Source organism: Azospirillum aestuarii (genome assembly GCF_016632405.1).
In the GTDB taxonomy this organism is placed as follows: Bacteria; Pseudomonadota; Alphaproteobacteria; order Azospirillales; family Azospirillaceae; genus Azospirillum; species Azospirillum aestuarii.
This window is the reverse complement of record NZ_JAEPIV010000003.1, coordinates 143286-168810: the sequence shown is the minus strand read 5'-3', so window position 1 is coordinate 168810 and position 25525 is coordinate 143286. Positions and strand designations below refer to the sequence as shown.

Annotated in this window: 24 protein-coding genes; 12 read left to right on the top strand and 12 right to left on the bottom strand. The window is 69.9% G+C overall.

Features of this window, described 5'->3' with window-relative positions; genetic code table 11:
* Positions 1-76 precede the first annotated feature (76 nt).
* The gene (locus JJL56_RS10130) at positions 77-502 is read right to left on the bottom strand and encodes a DUF4112 domain-containing protein (protein WP_145625202.1); all 426 of its coding nucleotides are present in this window, start codon (positions 500-502) and stop codon (positions 77-79) included.
* A 521-nt stretch (positions 503-1023) separates the two neighbouring features.
* Here JJL56_RS10130 and JJL56_RS10125 point away from each other — a divergent pair.
* The 3 genes from JJL56_RS10125 to JJL56_RS10115 all read left to right on the top strand — a co-directional run bounded on the left by JJL56_RS10125 (position 1024) and on the right by JJL56_RS10115 (position 3464).
* Positions 1024-1260 (top strand): hypothetical protein, encoded by a 237-nt coding sequence (locus JJL56_RS10125; protein WP_145625200.1) that lies wholly within the window; start codon positions 1024-1026, stop codon positions 1258-1260.
* 139 nt (positions 1261-1399) lie between these two features.
* Entirely contained in the window at positions 1400-2503 is a 1104-nt protein-coding gene (locus JJL56_RS10120; protein ID WP_145625198.1) for a Tim44 domain-containing protein, read from the top strand.
* A 148-nt stretch (positions 2504-2651) separates the two neighbouring features.
* On the top strand, positions 2652-3464 hold the full coding sequence (locus JJL56_RS10115) for an ImuA family protein (protein ID WP_200485063.1): 813 nt from the start codon (positions 2652-2654) through the stop codon (positions 3462-3464).
* 59 nt (positions 3465-3523) lie between these two features.
* Here the strand turns inward: JJL56_RS10115 and JJL56_RS10110 are convergent, their stop codons facing one another.
* Positions 3524-3694 (bottom strand): hypothetical protein, encoded by a 171-nt coding sequence (locus tag JJL56_RS10110; protein WP_186452888.1) that lies wholly within the window; start codon positions 3692-3694, stop codon positions 3524-3526.
* 266 nt (positions 3695-3960) lie between these two features.
* Here JJL56_RS10110 and JJL56_RS10105 point away from each other — a divergent pair, with 266 nt between their 5' ends.
* Both JJL56_RS10105 and JJL56_RS10100 read left to right on the top strand, forming a co-directional pair.
* Positions 3961-4656, top strand: a complete 696-nt coding sequence (locus JJL56_RS10105; protein WP_145625194.1) for a tRNA-uridine aminocarboxypropyltransferase — start codon at positions 3961-3963, stop codon at positions 4654-4656.
* Positions 4657-4952: 296 nt separating this feature from the next.
* Positions 4953-5531 carry a tyrosine phosphatase family protein gene (locus JJL56_RS10100; RefSeq protein ID WP_200485062.1) on the top strand — a complete coding sequence of 193 codons (579 nt, stop codon included), beginning with the start codon at positions 4953-4955 and terminating at the stop codon, positions 5529-5531.
* A 21-nt stretch (positions 5532-5552) separates the two neighbouring features.
* Here JJL56_RS10100 and JJL56_RS10095 read toward each other — a convergent pair whose 3' ends face one another.
* Both JJL56_RS10095 and JJL56_RS10090 read right to left on the bottom strand, forming a co-directional pair.
* The gene (locus JJL56_RS10095; protein WP_200485061.1) at positions 5553-8726 is read right to left on the bottom strand and encodes an error-prone DNA polymerase; all 3174 of its coding nucleotides are present in this window, start codon (positions 8724-8726) and stop codon (positions 5553-5555) included.
* A gap of 10 nt (positions 8727-8736) precedes the next feature.
* Complete coding sequence (locus JJL56_RS10090) at positions 8737-10344, bottom strand: Y-family DNA polymerase (RefSeq protein ID WP_200485060.1); 1608 nt, start codon at positions 10342-10344, stop codon at positions 8737-8739.
* Positions 10345-10512: 168 nt separating this feature from the next.
* Between JJL56_RS10090 and JJL56_RS10085 the strand changes: the two genes are divergently transcribed.
* The 3 genes from JJL56_RS10085 to JJL56_RS10075 all read left to right on the top strand — a co-directional run bounded on the left by JJL56_RS10085 (position 10513) and on the right by JJL56_RS10075 (position 12922).
* Positions 10513-11043 (top strand): hypothetical protein, encoded by a 531-nt coding sequence (locus JJL56_RS10085; protein ID WP_200485059.1) that lies wholly within the window; start codon positions 10513-10515, stop codon positions 11041-11043.
* 104 nt (positions 11044-11147) lie between these two features.
* Positions 11148-11711, top strand: coding sequence for a HupE/UreJ family protein (locus JJL56_RS10080; protein ID WP_200485058.1), 564 nt, complete (start codon positions 11148-11150; stop codon positions 11709-11711).
* Positions 11712-11830: 119 nt separating this feature from the next.
* Positions 11831-12922, top strand: a complete 1092-nt coding sequence (locus JJL56_RS10075; protein ID WP_145625182.1) for a TAXI family TRAP transporter solute-binding subunit — start codon at positions 11831-11833, stop codon at positions 12920-12922.
* A gap of 13 nt (positions 12923-12935) precedes the next feature.
* On the opposite strand, the gene JJL56_RS10070 is transcribed toward JJL56_RS10075, so the two are convergent.
* A complete protein-coding gene (locus JJL56_RS10070) occupies positions 12936-13595 on the bottom strand; it encodes a glutathione S-transferase family protein (RefSeq protein ID WP_145625180.1) in 660 nt (219 codons plus the stop codon).
* 179 nt (positions 13596-13774) lie between these two features.
* On the opposite strand from JJL56_RS10070, the gene JJL56_RS10065 reads away from it, so the two are divergent.
* The 3 genes from JJL56_RS10065 to JJL56_RS10055 all read left to right on the top strand — a co-directional run bounded on the left by JJL56_RS10065 (position 13775) and on the right by JJL56_RS10055 (position 17076).
* Positions 13775-15163 carry a leucyl aminopeptidase family protein gene (locus JJL56_RS10065; protein WP_200485057.1) on the top strand — a complete coding sequence of 463 codons (1389 nt, stop codon included), beginning with the start codon at positions 13775-13777 and terminating at the stop codon, positions 15161-15163.
* Positions 15164-15306: 143 nt separating this feature from the next.
* Positions 15307-16329, top strand: a complete 1023-nt coding sequence (gene fliG / locus JJL56_RS10060; protein ID WP_014239388.1) for a flagellar motor switch protein FliG — start codon at positions 15307-15309, stop codon at positions 16327-16329.
* Between the two features lie 306 nt (positions 16330-16635).
* Positions 16636-17076: a MarR family transcriptional regulator gene (locus tag JJL56_RS10055; RefSeq protein ID WP_145625174.1), complete on the top strand. Its 441-nt coding sequence runs from the start codon at positions 16636-16638 to the stop codon at positions 17074-17076.
* 12 nt (positions 17077-17088) lie between these two features.
* Here JJL56_RS10055 and JJL56_RS10050 read toward each other — a convergent pair whose 3' ends face one another.
* The gene (locus tag JJL56_RS10050; RefSeq protein WP_200485056.1) at positions 17089-18015 is read right to left on the bottom strand and encodes an NAD(P)-dependent oxidoreductase; all 927 of its coding nucleotides are present in this window, start codon (positions 18013-18015) and stop codon (positions 17089-17091) included.
* A 53-nt stretch (positions 18016-18068) separates the two neighbouring features.
* Between JJL56_RS10050 and JJL56_RS10045 the strand changes: the two genes are divergently transcribed.
* Positions 18069-18695: a pseudouridine synthase gene (locus JJL56_RS10045; protein ID WP_200485055.1), complete on the top strand. Its 627-nt coding sequence runs from the start codon at positions 18069-18071 to the stop codon at positions 18693-18695.
* On the opposite strand, the gene JJL56_RS10040 is transcribed toward JJL56_RS10045, so the two are convergent.
* From JJL56_RS10040 to JJL56_RS10015, 6 genes are all read right to left on the bottom strand, one after another.
* On the bottom strand, positions 18670-20301 hold the full coding sequence (locus JJL56_RS10040; protein ID WP_425599126.1) for an ABC transporter ATP-binding protein: 1632 nt from the start codon (positions 20299-20301) through the stop codon (positions 18670-18672). The two genes, JJL56_RS10045 and JJL56_RS10040, sit on opposite strands and share 26 nt — an antisense overlap.
* 10 nt (positions 20302-20311) lie before the next feature.
* Positions 20312-20782 (bottom strand): PIN domain-containing protein, encoded by a 471-nt coding sequence (locus tag JJL56_RS10035; RefSeq protein WP_145625166.1) that lies wholly within the window; start codon positions 20780-20782, stop codon positions 20312-20314.
* 2 nt (positions 20783-20784) lie between these two features.
* A complete protein-coding gene (locus JJL56_RS10030) occupies positions 20785-21102 on the bottom strand; it encodes a type II toxin-antitoxin system Phd/YefM family antitoxin (RefSeq protein ID WP_247889393.1) in 318 nt (105 codons plus the stop codon).
* A complete protein-coding gene (locus JJL56_RS10025; protein ID WP_247891006.1) occupies positions 21099-22211 on the bottom strand; it encodes an ABC transporter permease in 1113 nt (370 codons plus the stop codon). The genes JJL56_RS10030 and JJL56_RS10025 overlap by 4 nt, the downstream gene beginning before the upstream one ends.
* Before the next feature lie 160 nt (positions 22212-22371).
* Positions 22372-23481 carry a microcin C ABC transporter permease YejB gene (locus JJL56_RS10020; RefSeq protein ID WP_200485053.1) on the bottom strand — a complete coding sequence of 370 codons (1110 nt, stop codon included), beginning with the start codon at positions 23479-23481 and terminating at the stop codon, positions 22372-22374.
* 143 nt (positions 23482-23624) lie between these two features.
* A complete protein-coding gene (locus JJL56_RS10015) occupies positions 23625-25499 on the bottom strand; it encodes an extracellular solute-binding protein (RefSeq protein ID WP_200485052.1) in 1875 nt (624 codons plus the stop codon).
* Positions 25500-25525: the final 26 nt, after the last annotated feature.

The window sequence follows — 25525 nt, the reverse complement described above, 5'->3', positions numbered from 1 at the left end:
GGAGGATCATCCAGACCGCCTCCCGCCGCTTTGACACAAGTCAAGCGTTCGAACGCCCGCCCGTCGGGGCCGCCCGTTACGCGGGGGATGCCAGCCGGTTTTCCAGATGCTCCAGCAGCAGGTTCAGGTTGCGGCGGTTCGCCTTGAAGCCGATGTCGAAGAGGGCGCCGACCACCGGGACCGACCCGCCGGCCCAATCCACGGCCATGTTGGCGATCATCCGGGCGATCAGGCTTTTGGGAAGATCGAAGCGGGCGGCCTCCATGACGATGTAGGCGGCCACCACGGTGGTCGCCGTGCTGCCGGCGACCGGAACCAGCGCGGCGATGCCGTCCAGCCCGACGGGGATGCCCGTGCCGGGAACGCGCCAGCGCGTGTCCATCAGCCGGGTCAGCCGGCGCAGCCGTTCCAGCCGCTCCAGATCGATGGGAATGACCGGCGGCGCCGTGGCGACGCCCGAGAAGGTGGAGGCGGGCGCGGGACGCGTGCTGATGTCGCTCATGGGGCTTCACCGGTGCAGGAGAGCCGCCGTGGGGAGCCGCCGGCGGATGGAGCCGTGGGCGGAGCCGGTCGGGCGTGTCGCGTTGAGCAACCCGCGGCTGTGCCCGGCGGTTCCCGGCCTATCTCCATCGGGTGTCCGGCACCACGGACGCGCTCACGGTCCGGGCGGGGGCGTCGTCATAGGGATGAGCGGGCGGATGACCAGACGGACGCAGGGTCATCGTCCGAAAGGAAAGGGCCTTGCCGGAGCGGATGCGGCGATTGGACGCGCGATGCGGACTCGTCGGAAGCTAAGCGCCTGCCACTTCGATGGAATTCTCCGGTGTTGCCGGGCTTTCGGGTGGCGATCAGACGGCCATATGCCGAAGGCATCTCTGGTCCAGGACGTCCCGAAGGACAACAATGGTGCGCGCAAGTCGATACTTAAGACCGAAAAGAACCGAGCGGGTGTCCACCCCACAGGGTGATGGGCGGGCACTTGGCATCGGAAAAAACAGGTCGGGAATAACGGGGAGGATAACCATGACCACGCTTTATTGCGCCTGCTGCGGACAGCCGTTCCGCCGCAGCTCGTCGCGCGGGCCGGCGCCGCTCTACTGCTCACGCGATTGCCGCCGCCAGATCGAGGTCCGCCGCCGCGTCTGGGCGTCGCGGCAACCGGCGGAACGGGCGGCCGCCGCGACGTCGGCTCCCGTCCTTCCGGCCGGTGCGGGACCCTATCCGCAAACCGGGATGGTGTGGGAGCGCGCCTCCGCCTGATGGGGCGCCACACGCACTCTGCGTATTTTTTGGCCGGTTTGGTTGCGGCCCCCTCTAAAACAGCAGGGCTGCCATACCATATAGGAGGACGCTACATGATGAGCGTCCCCCCGAACCGAGGGCTTTTCCGAACACGGCCATGATCCAGAAAACGCGATCCCCCAGCACCGTCACCCGCACTCCGGCCCGCGCCTTCGGCGCCGTCGCTCTGGCGCTGGCCGTGGCGCTGACCGCCGGCACCGCCGATGCCCGCGCGGGCAAGAGCAGCTCCGCGGGCAGCCGCGGCTCGCGCACCTACGAGGCGCCGGCCCAGACCAACACCGCGCCGCGCGCCGCCCCGATGGAGCGCTCGGCCGCCCCGGCCCAGACGCCGGGCGCGCAGCAGCCGGGCATGCAGCAGCCGGGCATGGCCAACCCGGCGGCGGCGCAGCGCGGCGGCTTCTTCTCGCGCGGCGGCTTCATGCCGGCCCTGATGGGCGGCCTGATCGGCGCCGGCATCGCCGGCATGCTGTTCGGCGGCGGCTTCCTCGACGGGCTGGGCAGCTTCGCCGGCATCCTGGGCTTCATCCTCCAGATCCTGCTGGTTGTCTTCCTGGTTCGGCTGGCCATGCGCTTCTTCCGCAACCGCTCGGCGGGCGCGGCGCGGCCGGCGGGCATGGGCGCTCCCAACACCGCCTATGCCGGTCCGAATCCGGGCGCCATGAACGCTGGCGCCCAGAACCCCGGCACCATGAACCGCGACGCGGCGGACGTTCGTCACAACCCGCTGGGCGGCGGCGTCCGTGGTGGTGCGGCTGGTCCGGCCTCGTCCGGCCGTCCGGGCGTGCGCCGTGACGATCTGGGCATCGCCCCGGCTGATTATCAGGCGTTCGAGCAGACGCTGGTCACGGTCCAGACCGCCTACGGCAACGAGGACCTGACGGCCCTGCGCGGCGCCGTGACGCCGGAGATGGCCTCCTACTTCACCGAGGAACTGGCGGCCAACAACAACCGCGGCGTAATCAACCGTCTGTCCGACGTTCGTCTGCTCCAGGGCGACCTGGCCGAGGCGTGGCGCGAGGGCAACGCGGAATACGCCACCGTGGCGATGCGCTTCTCGCTGACCGACGTGACGGTGGACCGCGCCAGCAATCGCGTGGTCGAGGGCGACCCGAACCGTCCGGTCGAAGCCACGGAAATCTGGACCTTCACCCGTCCGCGCGGCGGGCGCTGGGTCCTGTCGGCGATCCAACAGGCCGGCTGATCCACTCTCCACTCCTCAACCGGTCTCGCGAGGGGGGCGTCCGAAAGGGCGCCCCCTTTCATTTTGGGACGCATTTCCCGAATCCACGGGGCGGCCTGGGCATGATAGAACGTGTCAGGAACAAAAGCCTGACCAACGGAAGAGAGTCATGCCCGATCTTTCCATGCCCATCCCCCAGAGCTTTGAAGCGTCTTCGCCGGACCGGGCGGCCGTTCTGGCCGATCTGCGCGCCCGCATCCGGGGCCTGGAAGGGCTGGGCGGGGAAGGGGCGCGGGTGCTGCCTTTCGGCCTGCCGGATCTCGACGGGGCCTTCCCGGCGGGGGGACTGCCACTCGGCTGCCTGCACGAGGTGGCGGGGGAGGAGCCGGGGGCCGGCACGGCCTTCGCCGCGCATCTGCTGGCCCGCCTCGCCAGCACGGCGGCGCCCGCGCTGTGGGTCGTGCGCGCGCGCGACCTGCACGCCGCCGGGCTGGCCGCCTATGGGCTGACGCCGGACCGGCTGATCGCCGTGCGCGCGACCCGCGACGCCGACGCCCTGTGGGCGATGGAGGAGGCGCTGCGCTGCAAGCGGCTGTCCGCCGTGCTGGGGGAGGTCGGTGGGCTGGACCTGACGGCGAGCCGCCGGTTGCAACTGGCCGCCGAGTCGTCGGGTGTGACGGGATTCCTGTTGCAGAGCACCGCCCGCCGCTCGGCGGCGAGCGCGGCGGTCACCCGTTGGCGGATCGCGCCGGCGCCCAGTTGGACGGCGGAGCCGGGCGTGGGCGACCCGCGCTGGCGTGCCGAACTGGAGCGCTGCCGGGGCGGTCGCCCGGGGGCGTGGCTTGTGGAATGGCGTGACGGTGCCCTGGTCCCAACAAAGGGGCCGGAACGGGCCATCCCCGCGCCCGCATCCACGTCCACCCCGGTTCGGCGTCCGGTTCCGGCGGGCGGACACGGACCGTCCTGGGCCGAGGTGGCGTGATGCGGACGGAAGGACGGGTGGTGATGTCGCTTACACGACAGCCACCTGTCAGCTTCGGATCAGTAGTTGGTTGTCCAGTCGGGCAGGGGATGCCCGGTTTCGCCATCCGGATCGGTGTGAAGCGGAAAGGGCGCGTCGTCCGCGTAGAGCGGCAGTTGCCGGGCGAATTCCGCCGATTCCTCGGCCCGGCGTTGCTCCAGCAAGCGGGCGGCCAAATGAGCGGGCAGCATGGCAAGCCTCCTTTTGAGCGTCGGGAGAGCCTGGGGAGCGGTCCTGTCGGCCGCCCTCGGCCCAACCCGTCCTGTGTGTCTGGACGCTATCATGCAAGGTCCAGGCCTCTAAGTGATGCAGATCACGCGTTATGCAAACTTTAATGCGCCCGGTTTCTTTTTCGGGTCCCGTTTCTTTTTTAAGGCCCCGTTTCTTTTTTCGGATGGGAAGCCCATAGTCCCCGCCTCCCGTTTTCCCGCCGATGCTCCTTCTCCGAGACCGAACCATGCACGCCGAACCTTGCTCCGCCTGCCTAAAACCTGTGCACTTGTGCGTCTGCGAGGCGGTGGAGCCGATCGACAACGCCGTCTTCCTGCTCATCCTCCAGCACCCGCAGGAAAAGCGCGAGACGCTGGGCACCGCGCAGATCGCCCATCTCCAGTTCAGGAACTCCGCGCTGAAGGTGGGGCTGAGCTGGTCGAACCTGAAGCGCATCCTGGGGCGCGAGGTCGATTACAAGCGCTGGGGCGTGCTCTATCTCGGCCCGGTCAAGCAGGGCGCCGCCCCCCTGCCGGAGATGTCCATCGTGGACAAGGGCGGCGTCCCGCAGAGGGACAGCGATCTGGTTCTGGCCGATCTGGAGGGCGTCATCGTCCTGGACGGCACCTGGAGCCAGGCCAAAACGCTGTGGTGGCGCAACCCGTGGCTTCTGAAGTGCCGCCGCATCGTGCTGAACCCGCAGTTCCGCTCCCTCTACGGGCAGGCCCGCAAGGAGCCGCGGCGCGACAGCGTCTCGACGCTGGAGGCCGCCGCCTTCCTGCTGTCGCGGCTGGAGGCCGAGCCGGCGATCCTCGATCGCGCGCTGAAGCCCTTCTCGCTGCTGCTGAAGAAGCTGCGCGCCCCGCGCCCCGTGGCGACGCCCCGTGCAGAGGCGGAGGAATCGGCTTCGGAGAGAGCCTTGGATAAGGGCGAGGCGGAATGATCCGCGCCTCTTCCGGGATCGCCCTTTCCGGGTAAGCCCCCCTCGACGAGGGCGGCCGCGGCAACCAATGCGCTGTTGCGCTGTTGGGGATTGCATCGGCCGTTCCGGCCTCAACCGAGGGAGCGATCCATGAAGGGCGTTTTGCTGTGGCTTGTCGGGCTTCCCATTCCGATCATTCTTCTGCTGTATCTGTTCAACGTCCTCTGATCGGGCCTCCGATCGGCTTGACGGCACGGACCGGCGGCGCCACATGCGAACCGCGCCGCCCTCCGCGCGCACGGCAAGAGACGAGGACCATGGCCCGCGATTTCGTTCCCTTCGAACTGACCGTTTGCGGCATCGAGGAGCTGAACGGCTTCTGCGAGGCCGGCGTGACCCACGTCCTGTCGATCCTCGACCCCGGCCACCCGGAGCCGACCGCCTTCGGCTCCTACGGCGAGCACAGGCGGCTGGAGCTGCGCTTCCACGACATCATCGACCCCTACATGGGCCAGTCCCTGCCGCAGCGCGCGGACGTCGAGCGCATCCTGGCCTTCGGGCGCGACCTGATGACCGAGCCGACCGGGGTGGGCGGGCTGCTGGTCCATTGCCACGCCGGCATCTCGCGCTCGACCGCCGCCCTGACCATGATCCTGGCCCAGGCCAGCCCGGCCCGCCCCGCCGCCGAGGCGATGGCCGCCGTGGTCGGCATCCGCCACAAGGCGTGGCCCAACCTGCGCATGATCGAATTCGCCGACGAGATCCTGGAGCGCCGGGGCGAGCTGGTCGCCGCCGTCCGCGCCCGCCACGCCAGCTATGGCCGGGAGCGCCCCGATCTGGTCCAGTTCATGATCGACAACGGGCGGGTGCGTGAGGTCGCGGACCTGATCGACTGACCGGTCGAGCCGCTCCGTCCCTCAGCGGAAATTCCGGCCTTCCGGGAAGACCGCGGCGGCCGAGCGGTTGGGGAGCGCGTCGGAGTCGGTCAGGTCGCGCAGCCGGTGCGTCAGGTCGGTCAGCCGCTCGACGCGCAGGTGGATGACCTCGCCGCCCTCGGGGTTGGGCTTGCCGTTGCGCTCCACCCGGCCGGTGGCGGCGATCAGGCGGGCGCCGAGGATCGTCTTGCGGAATTTTTCGAACACGTCCGGCATGATGATGAGGTTGGCGATGCCGGTCTCGTCCTCCAGCGTGATGAAGACCACGCCCTCGGCGCTGCCGGGCCGCTGCCGGACCAGCGCCAGCCCCGCCACGGTCAGCCGCGTGCCGGCCCGTACCTTTCCCAGCCGTTCGGTCGGGACCACCCCGGCGAAGCCGTCCCGCAGCAGCGCCATGGGATGCGCCTTCAGCGACAGGCACAGGCTGCCATAGTCCATCACCACATGCTCGCCCGGCGCCATGGCGGGCAGGAGGGTCTGCGGCTCCTCCTGGGCGGAGTCGGCGAGGCCGGCGAACAGCGGCAGCGGCTGCACCCCCAGCGCCTTCACCGCCCACAGCGCGGCCCGCCGGTCGAGCCCGACGGAGCGGAAGGCGTCGGCCCTGGCCAGCCGCTCCAGCCCGGCGACCGGCATCCGCGCGCGGCGCCACAGGTCGTAGGGATCGCGGTAGCCCGCCCCGCGGCACAGCACGAGCCGGCGGGCGTCCTCCTCGTCCATCCCCCGGACCAGCCGCAGGCCGAGGCGCAGGACGTGCCTTATTCCCTCTCCCGCCCCGGGAGAGGGCGACAGCGGTTCCAGCGTGCAGTCCCAGTCGGAGGCGTTCACGTCCGGGGGCAGCACGGTCACCCCGTGCTCGCGGGCGTCGCGGACGATCTGGGCGGGGGCGTAGAAGCCCATGGGCTGGCTGTTCAGCAGGGCCGCGGCGAAGACGTCCGGATGGTGGCACTTCATCCAGGCCGACACATAGGCCAGCAGGGCGAAGCTCGCCGCGTGGCTTTCGGGGAAGCCGTACTCGCCGAACCCCTCGATCTGCTGGAAGCAGCGTTCGGCGAAGGCGCGGTCGTAGTCGCGCTCGACCATCCCCTCGATGAAGCGGTCGCGGAAGGTGTGGACCAGCCCGGTCTTGCGGAAGGTCGCCATGGCGCGGCGCAGCCGGTCGGCGTCCTCCGGGCTGAAGCCGGCGCCGACGATGGCGATCTTCATCGCCTGCTCCTGGAACAGCGGCACGCCCAACGTCTTCCTCAGCACCTTCTCCAGTTCGGGAGAAGGGTAGTTGACCGGTTCCTCGCCGGTGCGGCGCCGCAGGTAGGGGTGGACCATGTCGCCCTGGATCGGGCCGGGGCGGACGATGGCGACCTCGATCACCAGATCGTAGAAGGTCTTGGGTCGCAGGCGGGGCAGCATGGACATCTGCGCCCGGCTTTCCACCTGGAAGACGCCCAGGCTGTCGGCCCGGCACAGCATGTCGTAGGTCGCCGGGTCCTCCTGCGGCACCGTCGCCAGCGTCAGGGCGCTGTCATAATGACACTTCAGCAGGTCGAAGCTGCGGCGCAGGCAGGTCAGCATCCCCAGCGCCAGCACGTCCACCTTCAGGATGCCCAGCGCGTCGATGTCGTCCTTGTCCCACTCGATGGTCGTGCGGCCCTCCATGGCGGCGTTGGCGACGGGGCAGAGGTCGCTCAGGGGGCCGCGGGTGATGACGAAGCCGCCGACATGCTGCGACAGGTGGCGGGGGAAGCCGATCAGCTCCTGCGCCAGCTCCAGCGTCTGGCGGAGCCGCACGTCGTCGGGGTCGAAGCCGTATTGCCGGGCGCGCTCCTCGTCCACGCCGTGGCGGCTCCAGCCCCAGACGGAGCCGGACAGCCGCGCCACCAGATCGGCGGACAGGCCCATGGCCTTGCCGACCTCGCGGATGGCGCCCCGCGCGCGGTAGCGGATGACGGTGGCGGTCAGCCCGGCCCGCTCGCGCCCGTATTTTCCGTAGATGTACTGGATGACCTCCTCGCGCCGCTCATGCTCGAAATCCACGTCGATGTCCGGCGGCTCGTTGCGGGCGGCGGAGATGAAGCGCTCGAACAGCAGATCGATGGCGGTGGGATCGACCGCGGTGATCCCCAGGCAGTAGCAGACGACCGAATTGGCCGCCGAGCCGCGCCCCTGGCACAGGATGTCCCGCGAGCGGGCGAAGCGCACGATGTCGTGCACCGTCAGGAAATAAGGCGCGTAGCCCAGCTGCCCGATCAGCGCCAGTTCATGGTGCAGGGCCTTCGTCACCGTCTCCGGCACGCCGTCCGGGTAGCGGTGGGCGGCGCCGCTCCAGGTCAGATCGGTCAGCGTCTCCTGCGGGCTGTGACCGTCCTCCGCCACCTCGTCCGGGTATTCGTAGCGCAGCTCCTCCAGCGAGAAGCGGCAGGCGGCGGCGATCTCCACCGTGCGGGCGACCGCCTCGGGGTGGCGGTGGAACAGGCGGGCCATCTCCACCCCGGCCTTCAGGTGCCGCTCGGCGTTGGCGGGCAGGCGCCAACCCGCCTCGTCGATGGTGGTGCCGCTGCGGATGCAGGTCATCACGTCGGCCAGCGGGCGGCGGGCGGGCGTGTGGTAGAGCACGTCGTTGGTGGCGACCAGCGGCACCCGCTCCGCCTCCGCCAGCCCGGCGAGCCAGGACAGCCGCCGCTGGTCGTCGCCGCGGTAGCGGTGGCTGGCGGCGAGGTGCAGGCGGTTCCCCAGATCGTTGCGCCAGCCGCGCAGCGCGTGGACGAAGGCGGGGTCGCGCTGGTCCGGCGGCACCAGCAGGAACAGCATCCCTTCCGCATGGTCCAGCACGTCGGCGCGGGCGATGAAGCAGGCCCCCTTGGGCGCCCGCCGCTTGCCCAGCGTCAGCAGCCGCGACAGCCGCGCGTAGGCCGCCCGGTCGGTGGGGTAGGCGAGCAGGCTGTCCGCGTCGGTCAGGTCCAGCCGGCAGCCGACGATCAGGCGGAGGCCGTGCTTGCGGGCGGCGGCGTGCGCCTGCACCACCCCAGCCAGCGAGTTGCGGTCGGTCACCGCAACGGCGGCGTGGCCGAGGGCGGCGGCGGTCAGCGCCAGCTCGTCCGGGTGGGACGCGCCCTCCAGGAAGGTGAAGCTGGTGGAGACCTGGAGTTCGGCGTAGGGGGTCATGACGGCCCCGTCACCCGAAGAAGCCGTGCAGGAACCACGGCGCCACCACGCCGGGCCGGTACAGCCCCTGGCGGAAGACCCAGAAGCGGCGGCCGGCCTCGTCCTCGACGCGGTAATAGTCGCGGGGCTCGCCGTCGCTCCGCCACCACTCGGCCGCGATCCGCTCCGGCCCGTCGGCAAGGCGGATACGGTGCTGGGTGCCGCGCCAGCGGAACATCACCGGCGGGTCGTCGGGAACCAGGGCCATGGCCTCGATGGGCTCCGGCGGGGCGAGCAGCCGCACCGGGCGCGGGCGGTCAGCGGGCCACAGGGAACCGCCGGGGGCATCCGCGAAGGCCGAGGCGGGGGCCACGCTGCGCTCCGGCAGCCAGCTTTGCCGCGGGACCAGCCGCAGCACCGCCCGCGCCCCCAGCCGGTTGGCCAGCCGGTCCATCAGCTCGCCCAGTTCCGGCTGCCCATCTATCCCGCCATCCAGCGCGGCCTGCGCGGCGGCGAGCGGACCGGCCTCGGTGGCCGACAGCACCATCAGCTCCAGGCCGGGGCCGGGCTCCACCCGGTCGAGCTTCTGGGCGAACAGCCGCATCAGCGCGTCCGGGCGGCGCACCGGGTGGCCGGTGCCGATGGCCAGCGTCTGGGGCGCGTCCTCCAGCCGGCGGTCCACCCGGTGCAGCTCCAGCCGCAGGCGGCGGGCGCCCTCTCCGCTCTTCTCCAGCCCGGCGCAGAGGGTGGCCAGCAGGCGGCGCAGCGCCTCGGCGATGGCCTCGGCGGTGGTGAGCGGCTCGGGCAGGGCGAGGCGGACGCTGTGCGGCGGCACCGGCAGGCGGGGCGACAGCGGCTCGTCCAGCCGTCCATAGGCTTGGTCGAGCCGTCGCAGCAGTTCCGGCCCGAAACGGGCGGCCAGCGTGGCGCGGGGGACGGCGTGCAGGTCCCCGATCCGCCGCAAGCCCACCGCGGCCAGCCCGTCCACCGTGGCGGGCGGCAGGCGCAGCGCGGCGACGGGGAGGGGAGAGAGGAGGGTGTCGGCCCGGTTGCCCCCACCCCGACCCTTCCCCACTCCGCAGGGGAGGGAGCTATCTATCCCTCCCCTGCGGAGCGGGGAAGGGAGGGACCCGCGAAGCGGGAGGGTGGGGGCCTTCCTACCGAACCGCGCCAGCGCCCAGGCCGCCGCGGGCGTGTCCGCCACCGCCAGCCGCGACTCGAAGCCCGCCGCGGTCAGGCGGGCGGTCAGGTCGGCGGCCATGGCTTCCTCCCCGCCGAACAGGTGGGCGCAGCCGGTGATGTCCAGCGCCACCCCATCGGGGCCGTCCGGGGTGGTCCAGGGGGTGTAGCGTGTGCACCAGCCGGCGATCCGTTCCAGCAGGCGGGCGTCCGACTCGGGCTCGGCGTCGAAGACGGCCAGGGCGGGTTCGATGGCGCGGGCGTCGGCCAGGCTCATGCCGGGCCGCACCCCGGCCTCCGCCGCGGCGCGGTTGACGGCGGCCACGGCCAGCCGCCCGCGCTCGGCCAGGATGGCGGCGAGGGGATGGCCGCACAGTGCCGGATGGCGGCGGCTGTGGGCGTCGGTGGGCAGCCGCGGCAGCCACAGGGACAGGATGCGCCGCGCCGTCCGTTCCGTCATGCCCAACCCTCCCTTCGCCGATGTGGACGCAAACCGTTTTATCTCGAACAAAACAAGAACATTCTAGCGGCAAAAGCCGGCGGGTGGGAGTCTCCTTACGGCCTGACCAGGAAGAGGGAGATGGACAGGGGGTCTTGTCACGCCTCCGCGGGGCACGACATGGTTGGTATGACACCGATCCGCCCCACCGCCGCGCCCACCGCCGCGCTCCTGCCCGTCGCCGTCGCGCTCGCCGCCCTCGCGCTGGGGGCCTGCGCGACCGAGGTGCACGACGAGATGCCGGGGCGGGCCCAGGCGGCGCCGCCGGCGGCCGCACAAAGCGGCGGGCTGAAGACGCTCCGCCAGATCCAGGCGGAGGAGAACGTCCGCCCGACCACCCCTGCGCCGGAACCTCCACCCACCCCGCCGCAGAAGCTCTCCGACGCCTCGCAGGCGCCCAACCAGCCGCCTCCGGTCCGTCGCCGCGGCAGTTCGTCACCGCCGCCGCCGCCCATCGACCAGCCGGCCACGCCCGCCCTGCCGGCGCCGGGCTCCACCCAGGGGCTGACCGACCGCGCCAAGCGCGACCTGATGAGCCCGGAGGTCGACCGGCTGCGCACCGACGACGCCATGGGCCGGCTTGACCCGCTGCAGCAGCGCGACCTGCTCCGCAAGCAGCAGGACCTCCGCCAGTACGGCCCCGGCCCCTTGGGTTACTGATGCCCAGCTTCTAAAGCTCTCGGCTCTGGTCACTTGACCCCACCCCGCGCAGCGGCCATACCGGCCCGGTGCTGCGCAAAGACGTTGGGGAAAAGGGGTAGGGGATGGTGGCGATCCGGGCGGTTCTCTTAGCGCTTCTGCTGATCGGCGCCGGGGCCGCGCCCGCGCTGGCGCGGATGACGGTGACCGGGCCGTTCGGCACCGGCCTGACCGAGCCCGTGTGGGTGCTTCAGCATTTGCTGGGCTTCCTCGCCATCGGACTGTGGAGCGGGCAGAACGGCGGTGCCTCCGTCTGGCAGCTTCCGGTGGCGGCGCTGACCGCGGTGCTGGCCGCCGGGCTGGCCGCGCAGATCGGCATTCGGCTGCCCTACGCCGCGGAAGGACTGTCGGCGTCGCTGATCCTGATGGGCGGGCTGGTCGCCGTCGGGCTGAAGGCGCCGTTGGCCCTGGGCGTTCTGACGGTCGCCGCGGCGGGGGCCTTCCACGGCTATGTGCACATGGGCGGGCCGCTGTTCTGGGCGGGGCTGTCGTCCGGCGTGCTGCTGGTCATCGGCGCCGGGTTGGGCCTGTCGGTGGCGCTGGGGCAGGCGGCGTCGGGCCGTGTGGTGCAAATGTGTGGCGGCGCGGTAGCACTCGCCGGGGTTCTTGATCTGGCGGGCGTCTTTTAAGCCTCCGACGCCTTGAAAAAGCCCGGCTGCGGGTATTCTTGTAAGAGCGTGTCCAACAACACGCCGCCGATGGCCCACGCCGCCGGAACGGCTGGCCAACAGGAAAGGTGGACCCGCCGGTGCCGCGCGCAGGACCCAACCCCCGCCTTTCCCCCGAAGGTCTTCCCAGCCGCCGTCAGGTCCTCGCTGGCGTCGCGGGAGGCGCTCTGCTCGGCCTTCTGCCAAGGGGTGCTGCGGCGCAGGACATCCGCTATTTCCGGATCGGCACGGGCACCACGTCGGGCACCTATTTCCCGATCGGCGGGCTGATCGCCAACGCCATCTCCAACCCGCCCGGCTCCCGCCCCTGCGACCGCGGGGGAAGCTGCGGCGTGCCGGGGCTGATCGCGGTGGCGCAGGCCACGCTCGGCTCGGTGGAGAACATCGAGCTGCTGCGCTCCGGCGCGATCGAGGCCGGAATGTCCCAGGCCGACATCGCCTATTGGGCCTACACCGGGTCGGGCATCTTCCACGGCAAGGCACCCTTCGAGGGGCTGCGCTCCATCGGCATGCTCTACGCGGAGGCGATCCAGCTCGTCGTGCGCGCCGACAGCGACCTGCACGGCGTGGCCGACCTGAAGGGCAAGGCCGTCTCGCTGGGCGAGGAGGGGTCCGGCGTGCTGGTGGAGGCGCGGGCGATCCTCGACGCCTTCGGCGTGAAGGAGGCGGAGTTGCGGCCCCCGGCCTACCTGAAGCCGGGCACGGCGGCGGACCGGTTGGCCAAGAAGGAACTGGACGCCTTCTTCATGGTCGGCGGCTTCCCGGTGGCGGCGGTCACCGACGTGGCGAACCGCGAGCCGATCCGCCTGATCCCGCTGGACGGCGAGATGGCCGCCCGGCTGCGCATCCGCCAGCGCTTCTACATGGACCAGACCATCCCCGCCGACACCTACCCCGGCGTGCCGGAGATTCACACGCTGGGGGTGGGGGCGGAACTGCTGGTCCGCGCCGACCGCGACCCCGCCCTGATCCATGGCGTCACCAAGGCGCTGTGGCACGAGAACACCCGCCGCCTGCTGATCGAGGGCCACCCCAAGGGGCGCAGCTTCGACGCCACCAAGGCGGTCGCCAACGTCTCGGTCCCACTGCATCCGGGCGCCGAGCGCTATTACCGCGAGGTCGGCCTGATCGGCAACGCCGCCAACGAACCGACGGGAGGGCCGACGCCCTGATCCCTTCCGCGCGTCAGATGGTCCGTTCGTCGGCGTAGAGGTCCCACGGCTCCGCCTCGGCGGCCGCCACCCACTCCGCCATGGCCGGCAGTTCCATCACCGCCCGCGCGTAGGCGCCGCACAGCCCGTCCATCTCCACCCCGTAGGTGATGAGGCGCGTCACCACCGGCGCGTACATGGCGTCGGCGATGGAGAAGCCGCCGAACAGGAAGGGGCCACCCGCCCCGAAGCGGGACCGTGCGTCGCGCCACAGGGCGAAGACGCGGGCGATGTCGGCCTCGCTCTCGGCGTTGCGGCCCACGCCGGGGCGGAACGCCTTGAGGTCCATGGACATGTGGGTGCGCAGAGCGGCGAAGCCCGAATGCATCTCCGCCGAGACCGAACGCGCCACGGCGCGGGTATGGGCGTCCGCCGGCCAGAGGGCGGCCTCGGGGAAGGACTCCGCCAGATACTCGCAGATCGCCAACGAATCCCAGATCACCCGGTCGCCGTGCCGCAGGCAGGGCACCCGGCCCGAGGGCGAATGCTCCGCGATGCGGGCCGCGGTGTCGGGCTGGCGCAGCGGGATGACGATCTCCCGGAACGGCCGGCCCGTCCGCTTCAACGTCAGCCAGGGCCGCAGGGACCAGGATGAGAAAGCCTTGTTGCCGATGACCAGCGTCAGGTCGTCCATGGGTGCGCCTCGGTCGCGAAGGGAGGGGGAGGCGGAGCATGCCTGCCTCGCGACCTTGCGGCAAGCCCAGCCCTCTCCCGCGGGAGAGGGCCTGTCGAACGCAATCCCCCTTTTCAGGGACGCCCCGGCGCGCCATGCTTTCCATCACTGTTTCCGTTTCCTGACGAAGGACGCCCACCTTGCTCGCCACCCTGCTCGCCACGGCCGGCCCCGGCACCGTGACCATCACCCCGCTGAACAAGGCCGGCCTCGCCACGTGGCTGGAGGGTCAGCCGCCCGCCACCGCGGCTTGGGTGAAGGCCGTGAACTTCACGGCGGAGGCCGGTTCGACGGCCTTCCTGCCGGGGGAGGGCGGGGCGATCGCCCGCGTGCTGGCCGGCGTGTCGGCGCTGGACGACCTGTGGGGCCTCGCCGGCCTGCCCGCCGGCCTGCCGCCGGGGAACTACCGGCTGGACGAGGCGGTGGACGCCGCGCTCGACCGCCGCGCCGCGACCCGTCTGGCGCTGGGCTGGGCGCTCGGCAGCTACCGCTTCGGGCGCTACAAGGCGTCGGACAAGGTCTTCGCCAACCTCGTCTGGCCCAAGCACGCCGACCAGGGCGAGGTGCAGCGCACCGCCACCGCGACCTACCTGCTGCGCGACCTCGTGAACACCCCGGCCAACGACCTCGGCCCGGCGGAACTGGCCGAGGTGGCCCATGCCGTGGCGGAGGAATTCGAGGCCGGGCTGGACGTCATCGTCGGCGACGACCTGCTCGACCGCGACTATCCGGCCATCCACGCGGTGGGCCGGGCCAGCCCGCGGGCGCCGCGGCTGATCGACCTGCGCTGGGGCAACCCGGCGCACCCGAAGGTGACCATCGTCGGCAAGGGTGTCTGCTTCGACAGCGGCGGGCTGGACATCAAGCCGTCGTCGGGCATGCTGCTGATGAAGAAGGACATGGGCGGCGCCGCGCACGCGCTGGCGCTGGGCCGCATGGTGATGATGGCGGGGCTGCCGGTGCGGCTGCGCGTGCTGGTTCCGGCGGTGGAGAACGTGATCTCCGGCAACGCCTTCAAGCCGATGGATGTGCTGAAGACGCGCAAGGGCCTGAGCGTGGAGGTCGGCAACACCGACGCCGAAGGGCGGCTGATCCTGTGTGACGCGCTGGCCGAGGCGGATTCGGAGAAGCCCGCCCTGCTGATCGACTTCGCCACCCTGACCGGGGCCGCCCGCGTCGCGCTGGGGCCGGACCTGCCGGCGCTGTTCGCCAACGACGACGCTCTCGCCGACGACCTGTTGGCCGCCGGCGAGGAGCAGGGCGACCCGCTGTGGCGCCTGCCGCTGTGGGCGCCCTACCGCAAGGGGCTGGACAGCAAGGTGGCCGACCTCAACAACGTGACCAGCAACGGCATGGCCGGGGCGATCACCGCCGGGCTGTTCCTCCAGGAATTCGTGTCGAAGGACACGCCCTGGGCGCATCTCGACACCTTCGCCTGGAACAGCGGCGCCCGCCCCGGCCGCCCGGAAGGCGGCGAGGCGCTGGGCCTGCGCGCGGCCTATGCGGTCATCGCCAAGCGGTTCGGGTGATAGAACGGAGCAACATCCGGCATATGGTTAAAATTGTCACCCCCGCGGGCGTCGCGGGGGTGGCGTGCCGATTCGGAAAGGACTAAAACCTTCGGGTAGGACCGGTGGACTCGGGTGCCGGCCGGGTTTTTGGAGGCGGACACATGGCGCTGAAGGTTCGTGAGGATTATCGCACCCTCACCGGTCCGGAGAAGGCGGCCATTCTGATGCTGGCGCTGGGCGAGGAGCATTCGTCCAAGCTGTTCGCGATGATGGACGACGAGGAGATCAAGGAGCTGTCGCAGGTGATGGCGAACCTCGGCACCGTCTCCGCCAACCTGATCGAGCGCCTGTTCGTCGAATTCGCGGAGCAGATGTCGGCCACCGGCTCGCTGGTCGGCTCCTTCGACTCCACCGAACGCCTGCTGCTGAAGACGCTGCCCAAGGACAAGGTCGACTCCATCATGGAGGAGATCCGTGGTCCCGCCGGCCGCACCATGTGGGACAAGCTGGCCAACGTCAACGAGTCGGTCCTGTCCAACTACCTGAAGAACGAGTACCCGCAGACCGTGGCGGTGGTTCTGTCCAAGATCCGCCCGGAACACGCCGGCCGCGTGCTGACCCAGCTGCCGGAAAGCTTCGCGATGGAGGTCATCATGCGCATGCTGCGTATGGAGGCCGTGCAGAAGGAGGTTCTGGACGACGTGGAGCGCACGCTGCGCACCGAGTTCATGACCAACCTCGCCCGCACCAGCCGCCGCGACAGCCACGAGATGCTGGCGGAAATCTTCAACGGCCTGGACCGCACGACCGAACACCGCTTCATGGCCGCCCTGGAGGAGCGCAACCGCGACAGCGCCGAGCGCATCAAGTCGCTGATGTTCACCTTCGAGGACCTGTCCAAGCTCGATCCCTCCGGCGTCCAGGCCCTGCTGCGCAGCGTCGACAAGCAGAAACTCGCCACCGCCCTGAAGGGCGCGTCGGAGACGCTGAAGGACCTGTTCTTCTCCAACATGTCGGAACGCGCGGCGAAGATCCTGCGCGAGGACATGGCCGCCATGGGGCCGGTCCGCGTCCGCGAGGTGGACGAATCCCAGATGTACATGGTCCAGCTCGCCAAGGACCTGGCGGCCCGCGGCGAAATCGTCATCTCCGAAGGCAGCGGCGAGAACGAGTTGATCTACTGAGCGGGCTCCCGACGAGGAGCCCCCACCCTCCCCATGCTCGCGCATGGGTCCCCTCCCTCCCCCGCTGTGCAGGGGAGGGCCATGTTCAGAGCCAGCGGAGTTCCCTCCCCTGCGCAGCGGGAGAGGGTTAGGGTGGGGGCCAAGCTCCGCTTTCCCCGACACATTCCCCCACCCGCGACACCCTGACCGATCGATCCGGTTGCGAAACGCTTGCCTGTCCGGGCCGGGTTGGGGGACACTCCTTCGCCGCGCGTCCCGAATGCGGGGGCCTTTGGGGGCAAGGGACGCGGCACGCGGGGGGAAAACATGGCACGGAACCTGAAAGCGCTCGGCCTGTGGCGGACGGCTCTGATCGCCAGCGTCCGGCAGGACGGGCCGGATCTGTCGGCGCGGCAGATGGCCATCATGCTCCAGGTCTATCTGACCGATCCGCCGCACACCGTGCGCGGTCTGGCGGCGACTCTGGACATCTCCAAGCCCGCGGTGACCCGCGCGCTCGACCGGCTGTCGCTGCTCGGCTTCATCAAGCGCAAGCGCGACGTCGAGGACAAGCGCAGCGTGCTGGTCCAGCGCACCGTGAAGGGCAGCGTCTTCCTGTCCGACTTCGCCGAGCTGGTCGTCGCGGCGGGCGCCGTGGCGCCGGAGGACATGGCGGTCATCCGCGCCGAGGAGGAGGTGGCCGCCTCCGCCAAGGCGCGGCTGGAGGCGCAGTTGGGCGCCTCCAACCCTGTGGCGGTGCCTGCCTGACCGCCGTCGTTTTCAGTAGCCCTGGCTGCGGTCCACGAGGTTCGGCAGCGGACGGCCTTCGCGGAACGCGGTGATCGCGTCGGCCACCACCGCGGCGGAGCGCGACGGGTGGGTGATGGCGGCGACGTGCGGCGTCACATGCACCTTCGGGTGGGTCCAGAAGGGATGGCCGGCGGGCAGCGGTTCCTCCGCGAACACGTCCAGGCTGGCCCCGGCGATGTGCCCGCTCTCCAGCGCTTCCAGCAGATCGTCCTCCACCAGATGCCCGCCGCGCGCGGCGTTGACGACCACTGCCCCCTTGGGCAGGGCGGCGAACAGCTTGCGGTTCAGCAGGCCGCGTGTCTCCGCCGTCAGCGGCAGCAGGCAGACCAGCAGGTCGCATTGCCCGAGCATCGCCGCCAGCCCGTCGGGTCCGGAAAAGCTCTCCACCCCCGGCAGCGCCTTCGGAGTCCGGCTCCAACCCAGCACGCGGTAGTCCATGCTCAGCAGCGTCTTCGCCGAGGCCATGCCCAGCTCGCCCAGGCCCAGGATGCCGACGTTCACCTCCGACGCCGGGCAGGGGTCCAGCGGCTCCCACCGCCCGGCCTGCTGGAGCGCCTTGTACTCGTCGAGAAGCCGGTGCCAGCGCAGCACCTGGAGCGCCACATAACCGGCCATGTCCACGGTCAGCCCTTCCGACACCATGCGGACCAGCGGCACGTCGGGCAAGGTGGGGTCGAGCAGCAGCGATTCCACCCCGGCGCCCAGCGACACGATCAGCTTCAGGTTCGGCAGGGTGGCGAGCAGCCCGTGCGGCGGCTTCCACACCAGCGCCATCTCGATGTCCGCCGGGTCCCCCATCTCGGGCCACACCCGCACCTCCAGGCCGGGCAGGCGGGCGTCCAGCTCGCTCAGCCAGCGGTCGGACCGGTCGGTGGTGGAGCAGAAAAGCAGCGTCACGGTGCAACCCCCTGTAATGTTATTGTTCGTCGTCGAACCCTTCCGAGCCAACCGTGCCCCGTCTGATCCTGCTGAACAAGCCCTATGGCGTGCTGCCGCAATTCACTGATGAGCAGGGGCGCCCGACGCTGGCCGACCATGTCCCGGTGAAAGGAGTCTACGCCGCCGGGCGGCTGGACCGCGACAGCGAGGGGTTGCTGGCGCTGAGCGACGACGGCGCGCTGATCGCCCGCATCGCCTCGCCGAAGCACAAGCTGCCCAAGACCTATTGGGTGCAGGTGGAGGGCATCCCGACCGAGGAGGCGTTGCAGCGCCTGCGCGACGGGGTGACGCTCAACGACGGCCCAACCCTGCCCGCCGAGGCCCGCCGGATGGAGGAGCCGGACGGCCTGTGGCCGCGCGACCCGCCCGTGCGCTTCCGTGCCGCCATCCCGACGAGCTGGATCGCCTTGACCCTGCGGGAGGGGCGGAACCGGCAGGTGCGCCGCATGACCGCCGCGGTCGGCTTCCCGACCCTGCGGCTGATCCGCTGGTCCATCGGCGACTGGACGCTGGACGGTCTGGCGCCGGGGGAATGGCGCGAGGTGACGGTGCCGGGGCGGACATCCGCGAAGGCGCCGTCCGGCAACACGAAGGCGAAGCGCCCGCGGACCGCTACATCCGCACGGCGTCGGACTTGACGGCTTCCAGGTTCAGGGCGGCGGCGAGCAGGGCGCGGGTGTACTCCTCCCGCGGCTCCTCGAAGATGCGGCGGGTCGGGCCCTGCTCCACCACCTTGCCGTCCTTCATGACGATGACGTGGCTGCTGAGCGCCCGCACCACCCGCAGGTCGTGGCTGATGAAGAGATAGGCGAGGTTGTTGCGCGCCTGGATGTCGCGCAGCAGATCGACGATCTGCGCCTGCACCGACATGTCGAGCGCGCTGGTCGGCTCGTCCAGAACGACGAATTTCGGCTTCAGCACCAGGGCGCGGGCGATGGCGATGCGCTGGCGCTGGCCGCCGGAGAACTCGTGCGGGTAGCGGTGGCGGCTGGAGGCGTCGAGCCCCACTTCCTCCAGCGCCTTCGCCACCATGGCGTCGCGTTCGGCGCCGGAGCCGATGCCGTGGATCGTCAGCCCCTCGCCGATGATCTGGCCGACCGACAGGCGGGGCGACAGGCTGCCGTAGGGGTCCTGGAAGACCACCTGCATCTCCCGGCGCAGCCCGCGCAGCTTCTTCGCCTGCCAGCCCTGGATGTCCTTGCCGTCGAAGCGGATCGCCCCCTCGCTGGCGTGCAGGCGCAGCAGGGCCAGCCCCAGCGTCGTCTTGCCGGAACCGGACTCGCCGACCACCCCGACCGTATGCCCCTGCCGCACGTTGACCGACACACCGTCCACGGCGCGGACGTGATCGACGGTGCGGCGCAGCAGGCCCTTCTTGATGGGGAACCAGACCTTGAGGTTGTCGGCGGCCATGATCTCCGGCGCGTCGGCAGGCGGGGTCAGCGGGTCACCCTTCGGCTCCGCGGCCAGGAGCTTGCGCGTGTAAGCGTGCTGCGGGCGGGCGAAGATGTCGGCCACTTCGGCCTGCTCGACGATCTCCCCCTGGTTCATCACGCAGACCCGGTCGGCCATCTTGCGCACCACGCCCAGGTCGTGGGTGATGAGCAGCAGCGCCATGCCGAAGCGGCGCTGGAGGTCCTTCAGCAGCTCCAGGATCTGGGCCTGGATGGTCACGTCCAGCGCGGTGGTCGGCTCGTCGGCGATCAGCAGGTCGGGCTCGTTGGCGAGCGCCATGGCGATCATCACGCGCTGGCGCTGGCCGCCCGACAGCTCGTGCGGGTAGGCGTTCAGCCGCTTTTCCGGGTTGGGCAACCCGACCAGCCGCAGCAGCTCCAGCGTGCGCTTGCGCGCGGCGGCGCGGGACAGGCCCTTGTGCAGGAACAGCGTCTCGTTGATCTGCCGCTCGATGCTGTGCAGCGGATTCAGCGAGGTCATCGGCTCCTGGAAGATCATGGCGATGCGGTCGCCGCGCACGTCGCGCAGCACCTTCTCCTCCGCCCCCACCAGCTCGGTCCCGCGAAAGCGGATGGAGCCATGCGGGTGGCGGGCCATGGGGTAGGGCAGCAGTTGCAGGATCGACAGGGCGGTGACCGACTTGCCCGACCCGGACTCGCCGACCAGCGCCAGGGTCTCTCCCTTGGCGATGTCGAAGGACACGCCCTTCACCGCGTGCATCGCCCCGCCGCCCGAGCGGAACTCGACATGGAGGTTGCGGACGGAGAGGAGATCGTCGGTCGCGGTCATGGTTTCCATCCTAGGAGGCCGGCTTGCCGGCGAGCAGAGCCGACAGCAGGGGGTGCGGCGTGGCGGAAAACGGGTTGACGACGGTCAGGCCGCGCCATGTGAAGCCGTCTTGCATGTCTTCCGACAGCATCAGACGGCAGCCGGACTCCGCAGCAGCCGACAGGACGACGCTGTCCCAGATCGACAATCGATGGATTGCCGCCAGATCGATCGCCGCCATCATCACGGCGGCGGTGGTGTCCACCGGTGTGTAGAGATCGCACCAGTTCAGGATCGCGGTGCGGACCTCGGTCGCCGGGCGTTTGGCCTTTCCGGTGAGCACGCGGTACAGCTCCCCCAGAACCTGGGCTGGAACAACGACGTCCTCCGCGGGAACGGCGTCCAGCAGATCGTGGACCACCGCCGGCTTGTGCGTGTCGGATGGCAGGAAGGCGACGCCCTCGGCGTAGATGAGCAGGTTCGTATCGAGGGCGACGCGCATGCTCACTCCTCGTACAGCTCGTCGCGGCTCCAGCGCGGACCGACGATCTGCACCGGCTGCGTCCTCAGCCGTGCCATCAATGTGGACTTGGCGGCATCGGACAGCGCGCTGCTCCGCTTGGTGGGAACGATCCGGGCAACCGGTGTCCCATGGGAGGTCACGACATAGCTGTGCCCTTCCTTCACGCTGCGGAGGATTTGGGAGAAGTTCCGGTTGGCCTCGGCAGCGGAAACAGCTTCTTCCATGAGACGCGCACCAAATGTAGTGAATTTGCCTACAGAATGGCTGCGGACCGGCAGCCCGTCAAGAAGGGCGCTCATTCCGCGGCCTTCTGCGCCACCGCCGCCGCCTCGTTGGCGGTTCCGGTGGCGGTGGAGAGCTGGCCGATGGTCTTGCGCGGGTCGAAGGCGTCGCGCACCGCCTCGCCGATGAAGATCAGCAGGCTCAGCATGATCGCCAGCACGAAGAAGGCGGTCAGGCCCAGCCAGGGCGCCTGGAGGTTCGCCTTGCCCTGGGCCAGCAGCTCGCCCAGCGAGGGGGAGCCGGGGGGCAGGCCGAAGCCCAGGAAGTCCAGCGCGGTCAGGGTGGTGATCGAGCCGTTGAGGATGAAGGGCAGGAAGGTCAGCGTCGCCACCATCGCGTTGGGCAGCACGTGGCGCACCATGATCGTCGCGTCGGTGGCGCCCAGCGCGCGGGCGGCGCGCACATAGTCGAAGTTGCGCGCCCGCAGGAACTCCGCCCGCACCACATGGACCAGCGAGGTCCAGGAGAACAGCAGCAGCAGCCCGAGCAGCCACCAGAAGTTCGGCGTCACCACGCTGGACAGGATGATGAGCAGGAACAGGGTGGGCAGGCCCTGCCAGATCTCGATGAAGCGCTGGAACAGCAGGTCGGTGATGCCGCCGAAATAGCCCTGCACCGCCCCCGCCATGATGCCGACGACCGAGGAGAAGGCGGTCAGCACCAGCCCGAACAGCACCGAGATGCGGAAGCCGTAGATCAGCCGCGCCGTCACGTCGCGCCCCTGGTCGTCGGTGCCCAGCCAGTTGTCGGCGGACGGCGGGGCCGGGGCGGGAACCGGCAGGTTGTAGTTGATGGTGCGGTAGCCGTAGGGGATCGGCGGCCAGACGATCCAGCCCTTTTCCTCGATCAGCTGGCGCACATAGGGGTCGCGGTAGTCGGTCTCCGTCTCGAACTCGCCGCCGAAGGTGGTCTCCGGGTAGGCGGTGAAGACGGGCCAGTAGAGCGCGTTGTCGTACTTGATGAGCAGCGGGCGGTCGTTCGCGATGAACTCCGCGCCCAGCGACAGGGTGAACAGCACCAGGAAGATCCAGAAGGACCAGAAGCCCCGCCGGTTCGCCCGGAAATTCGCCAGCCGTCGCCGGGTCAGCGGCGTCACGCGCATGCCGAGGAAGCGGTCGCCGGTCATGCATGGCCCTCCCGACGGGCATTTGCCCTCTCCCCTCTGGGGAGAGGGGAGGGTGAGGGGGTTGAGCGTGGCGGTGCGTGCGGCAAATGCGCAACCCCCTCACCCCAACCCTCTCCCCAGAGGGGAGAGGGAGCACGCGTCGAAAGCGCAAAGCTTCCCATCACACCCTCCGCGCTTCGAAGTCGATGCGGGGATCGACGGCGACGTAGGTCACGTCGCCGACGAGGTTCATGATGAGCCCCAGCAGCGTGAAGAAATACAGCGTGCCGAACATCACCGGATAGTCGCGGTTGATCGCCGCCTCGAAGCCCAGCAGCCCCAGACCGTCCAGCGAGAAGATCACCTCGATCAGCAGGGCGCCGGTGAACAGGATGCCGATGAAGGCGCCGGGGAAGCCGGCGATGACGATCAGCATGGCGTTGCGGAAGATGTGGCCGTAGAGCACCCGCCGCTCCGCCAGCCCCTTGGCGCGGGCGGTGACGACATACTGCTTGTTGATCTCCTCCAGGAAGGAGTTCTTGGTCAGCATGGTCAGGCCGGCGAAGCCGCCGATCACCATGGACAGCACCGGCAGCACCATGTGCCACATGTAGTCCAGGATCTGCCGCCACCAGGGCAGGCTCGCCCAGTTGTCCGACACCAGCCCCCTCAGCGGGAACAGGTCGAAATAGCGCCCGCCGGCGAAGACGACGATCAGCAGCACGGCGAACAGGAAGCTGGGGATGGCGTAGCCGACGATGACCACGCCGGAGGTCCAGACGTCGAAGGGCTGGCCGTCGCGCACCGCCTTGGCGATGCCCAGCGGGATCGACACCAGATAGACGATCAACGTCGTCCAGATGCCCAGCGAGATCGACACCGGCATCTTCTCGATCACCAGATCGACGACGCTGCGGTCGCGGAAGTAGCTCTTGCCGAAGTCGAACATCAGGTAGTTCGACATCATGTGGATGAAGCGCTCGTGCAGCGGCTTGTCGAAGCCGAACTCGCGTTCGAGCTGCTTGATGAATTCCGGGTCCAGCCCCTGGGCGCCGCGGTAGCGGCTGCCGGCGTCGCCGCCCTGGGCCTGCTGCGCCGCCGGACCGCCGGTCTCGCCGCCGCCGGTGCCGCCGATGCGGGCGGTCGCCTCCACCGCGGTGCCCTGGACGCGGGCGATCATCTGCTCGATGGGACCGCCGGGGGCGATCTGCACGATCAGAAAATTGATGACCATGATCCCGAACAGCGTCGGGATGATCAGCAGCAGACGGCGGATGATGTAGGCCAGCATCGCGCGGGTTCGCCTTTCTGTTTGCCGTCTCACCCCGGCGGCACGTTCGTGCCGCCGGGGTGCCCCTCTCGATCAATGCTAACGCATTGATCTGCCGGGTTCTACGGTTGGAAAATGATGGAAGCGGTCATTTCCCAACCGTCTCAGGGCGCCGCGCGGCGGGCCGTGTTGGCGAGCTTCGCGTTCTTGTCCGGATCGACCCACCAGGTGTCGGTGAAGGCCAAGCCGTATTTGGGCGCAACCGCCGGATGGGAGAAACGGTTCCAATAGGCGACGCGCCGCACGTCGTCGTGCCATTGCGGGATGACGTACCAGCCCCACAGCAGCACGCGGTCGAGCGCGCGGGTCGCCGTGATCAGACTCTCGCGGTCGGGGGCCTGGATGACCTTGTCGATCAGCGCGTCGACCACCGGGTCCTTGATGCCGGCCAGATTGCGGCTGCCCGGCTGGTCGGCGCGGGCGGATTGCCAGTAGTCGCGCTGCTCGTTGCCGGGCGAGGTCGATTGCAGGATGCGCTGGATGACCATGTCGAAGTCGTAGCGGTCGATCCGGTTCTGATACTGGGCGGTGTCCACCACGCGGATGGCCGCCTCGATCCCGGCGCGCTCCAGGTTGCGGACGAAGGGCTGGACGATGCGGTCCATGTCCGGCTGCACCAGCAGGATCTCGAAGCGCATCGGCTCGCCGGTCTTCGCGTTCAGCAGCTTGTTGCCCTTCAGCTCCCACCCGGCCTCCTTGAGCAAGGACAGCGCCGTGCGCAGGTTCGGGCGGATGTTGCCGGACCCGTCGGTCTGCGGCGGCGCGAAGGGCTTGGTGAAGACCTCATCCGGCACCGTGCCGCGGAACGGCTCCAGCAGCTTCAGCTCCTCCGGCGAGGGCAAGCCGCTGGAGGCGAGCTCGGAGTTGGAGAAGAAGCTCTTGGTGCGCTGGAACAGCCCGTAGGACAGGTTCGCCCGCGTCCATTCATAGTCGAACAGGTGATTCAGCGCCTCGCGCACCTTGCGGTCGGCGAAGACCGGGCGGCGGCTGTTGAAGACGAAGGCCTGCATGCCCTGCGGGTCCTGGTGTTTCATCTCCTCGCGGACGATGTGACCGTCGAAGAAGGCACGCACGTTGTAGCCGGTCACCCAGTTCTTCGACGAATGCTCCAACCGGAAATCGATGGCCCCGGCCTTGAAGGCTTCGAACACCACGTCGAGGTCGCGGTAATAGTCGAAGCGGATGCGGTCGAAGTTGTAGCGCCCGCGGTTGACCGGCAGGTCCTTGGCCCACCAGTCCGTCACCCGCTCGAAGACGAGGGAGCGGCCGGGCTGCACCTCGGTGATCCGGTAGGGGCCGCTGCCGACGATGGGGTCCAGCGTCGTGCTGGCGAAGTCGCGCACCCCGGAACCGTTTCCTTCGAAGACATGCTTCGGCAGCACCGACAACTGGCCCATGATGACCGGCAGCTCGGGGTTGCCGCCGTCGCGGAAGGTGAAGGTGACCGTGCGCTCGCCCGTCTTCTCCGCCTTCACCACGTCGGCGTAGTAGGTGCGGTAGAGCGGGTGGCCCTTGTCGCGCAGCGTCTCGAAGCTCCACACCACGTCCTCGGCGGTCACCGGGGCGCCGTCGTGGAAGCGCGCCTGCGGGCGCAGCGTGAAGCGCACCCAGCTCCGGTCCTCGGCGACGGTGATGGTCTCGGCGAGCAGCCCGTAGCGGGTCAGCACCTCGTCCCCGCTCTCCACCGTCAGCGTGTCGAAGGGCAGGCTGGCCCCGGCGGAGACCGAGCCGCGCAGGATGAAGGGGTTCAGGCTGTCGAAGCTGCCGTAGGTCGCCAGCTTGATCTCGCCGCCCTTCGGGGCGTCGGGGTTGACGTAGTCGAAATGTTGGAAGTCCGGCCCGTATTTCGGCGTCCCATGGGCAGTGACGGCGTGCCTTGCGGCCTCCGGCTGGGTGGATTGGGCACGGGCCGTGGCGAAGGGTTCCGCCAGATACAGGCACATGACCGCGGCCAGGATCGCTTTACCGGTCTTCCTCATGCCCCTCTCGGTCCTTTTTGTTTCCG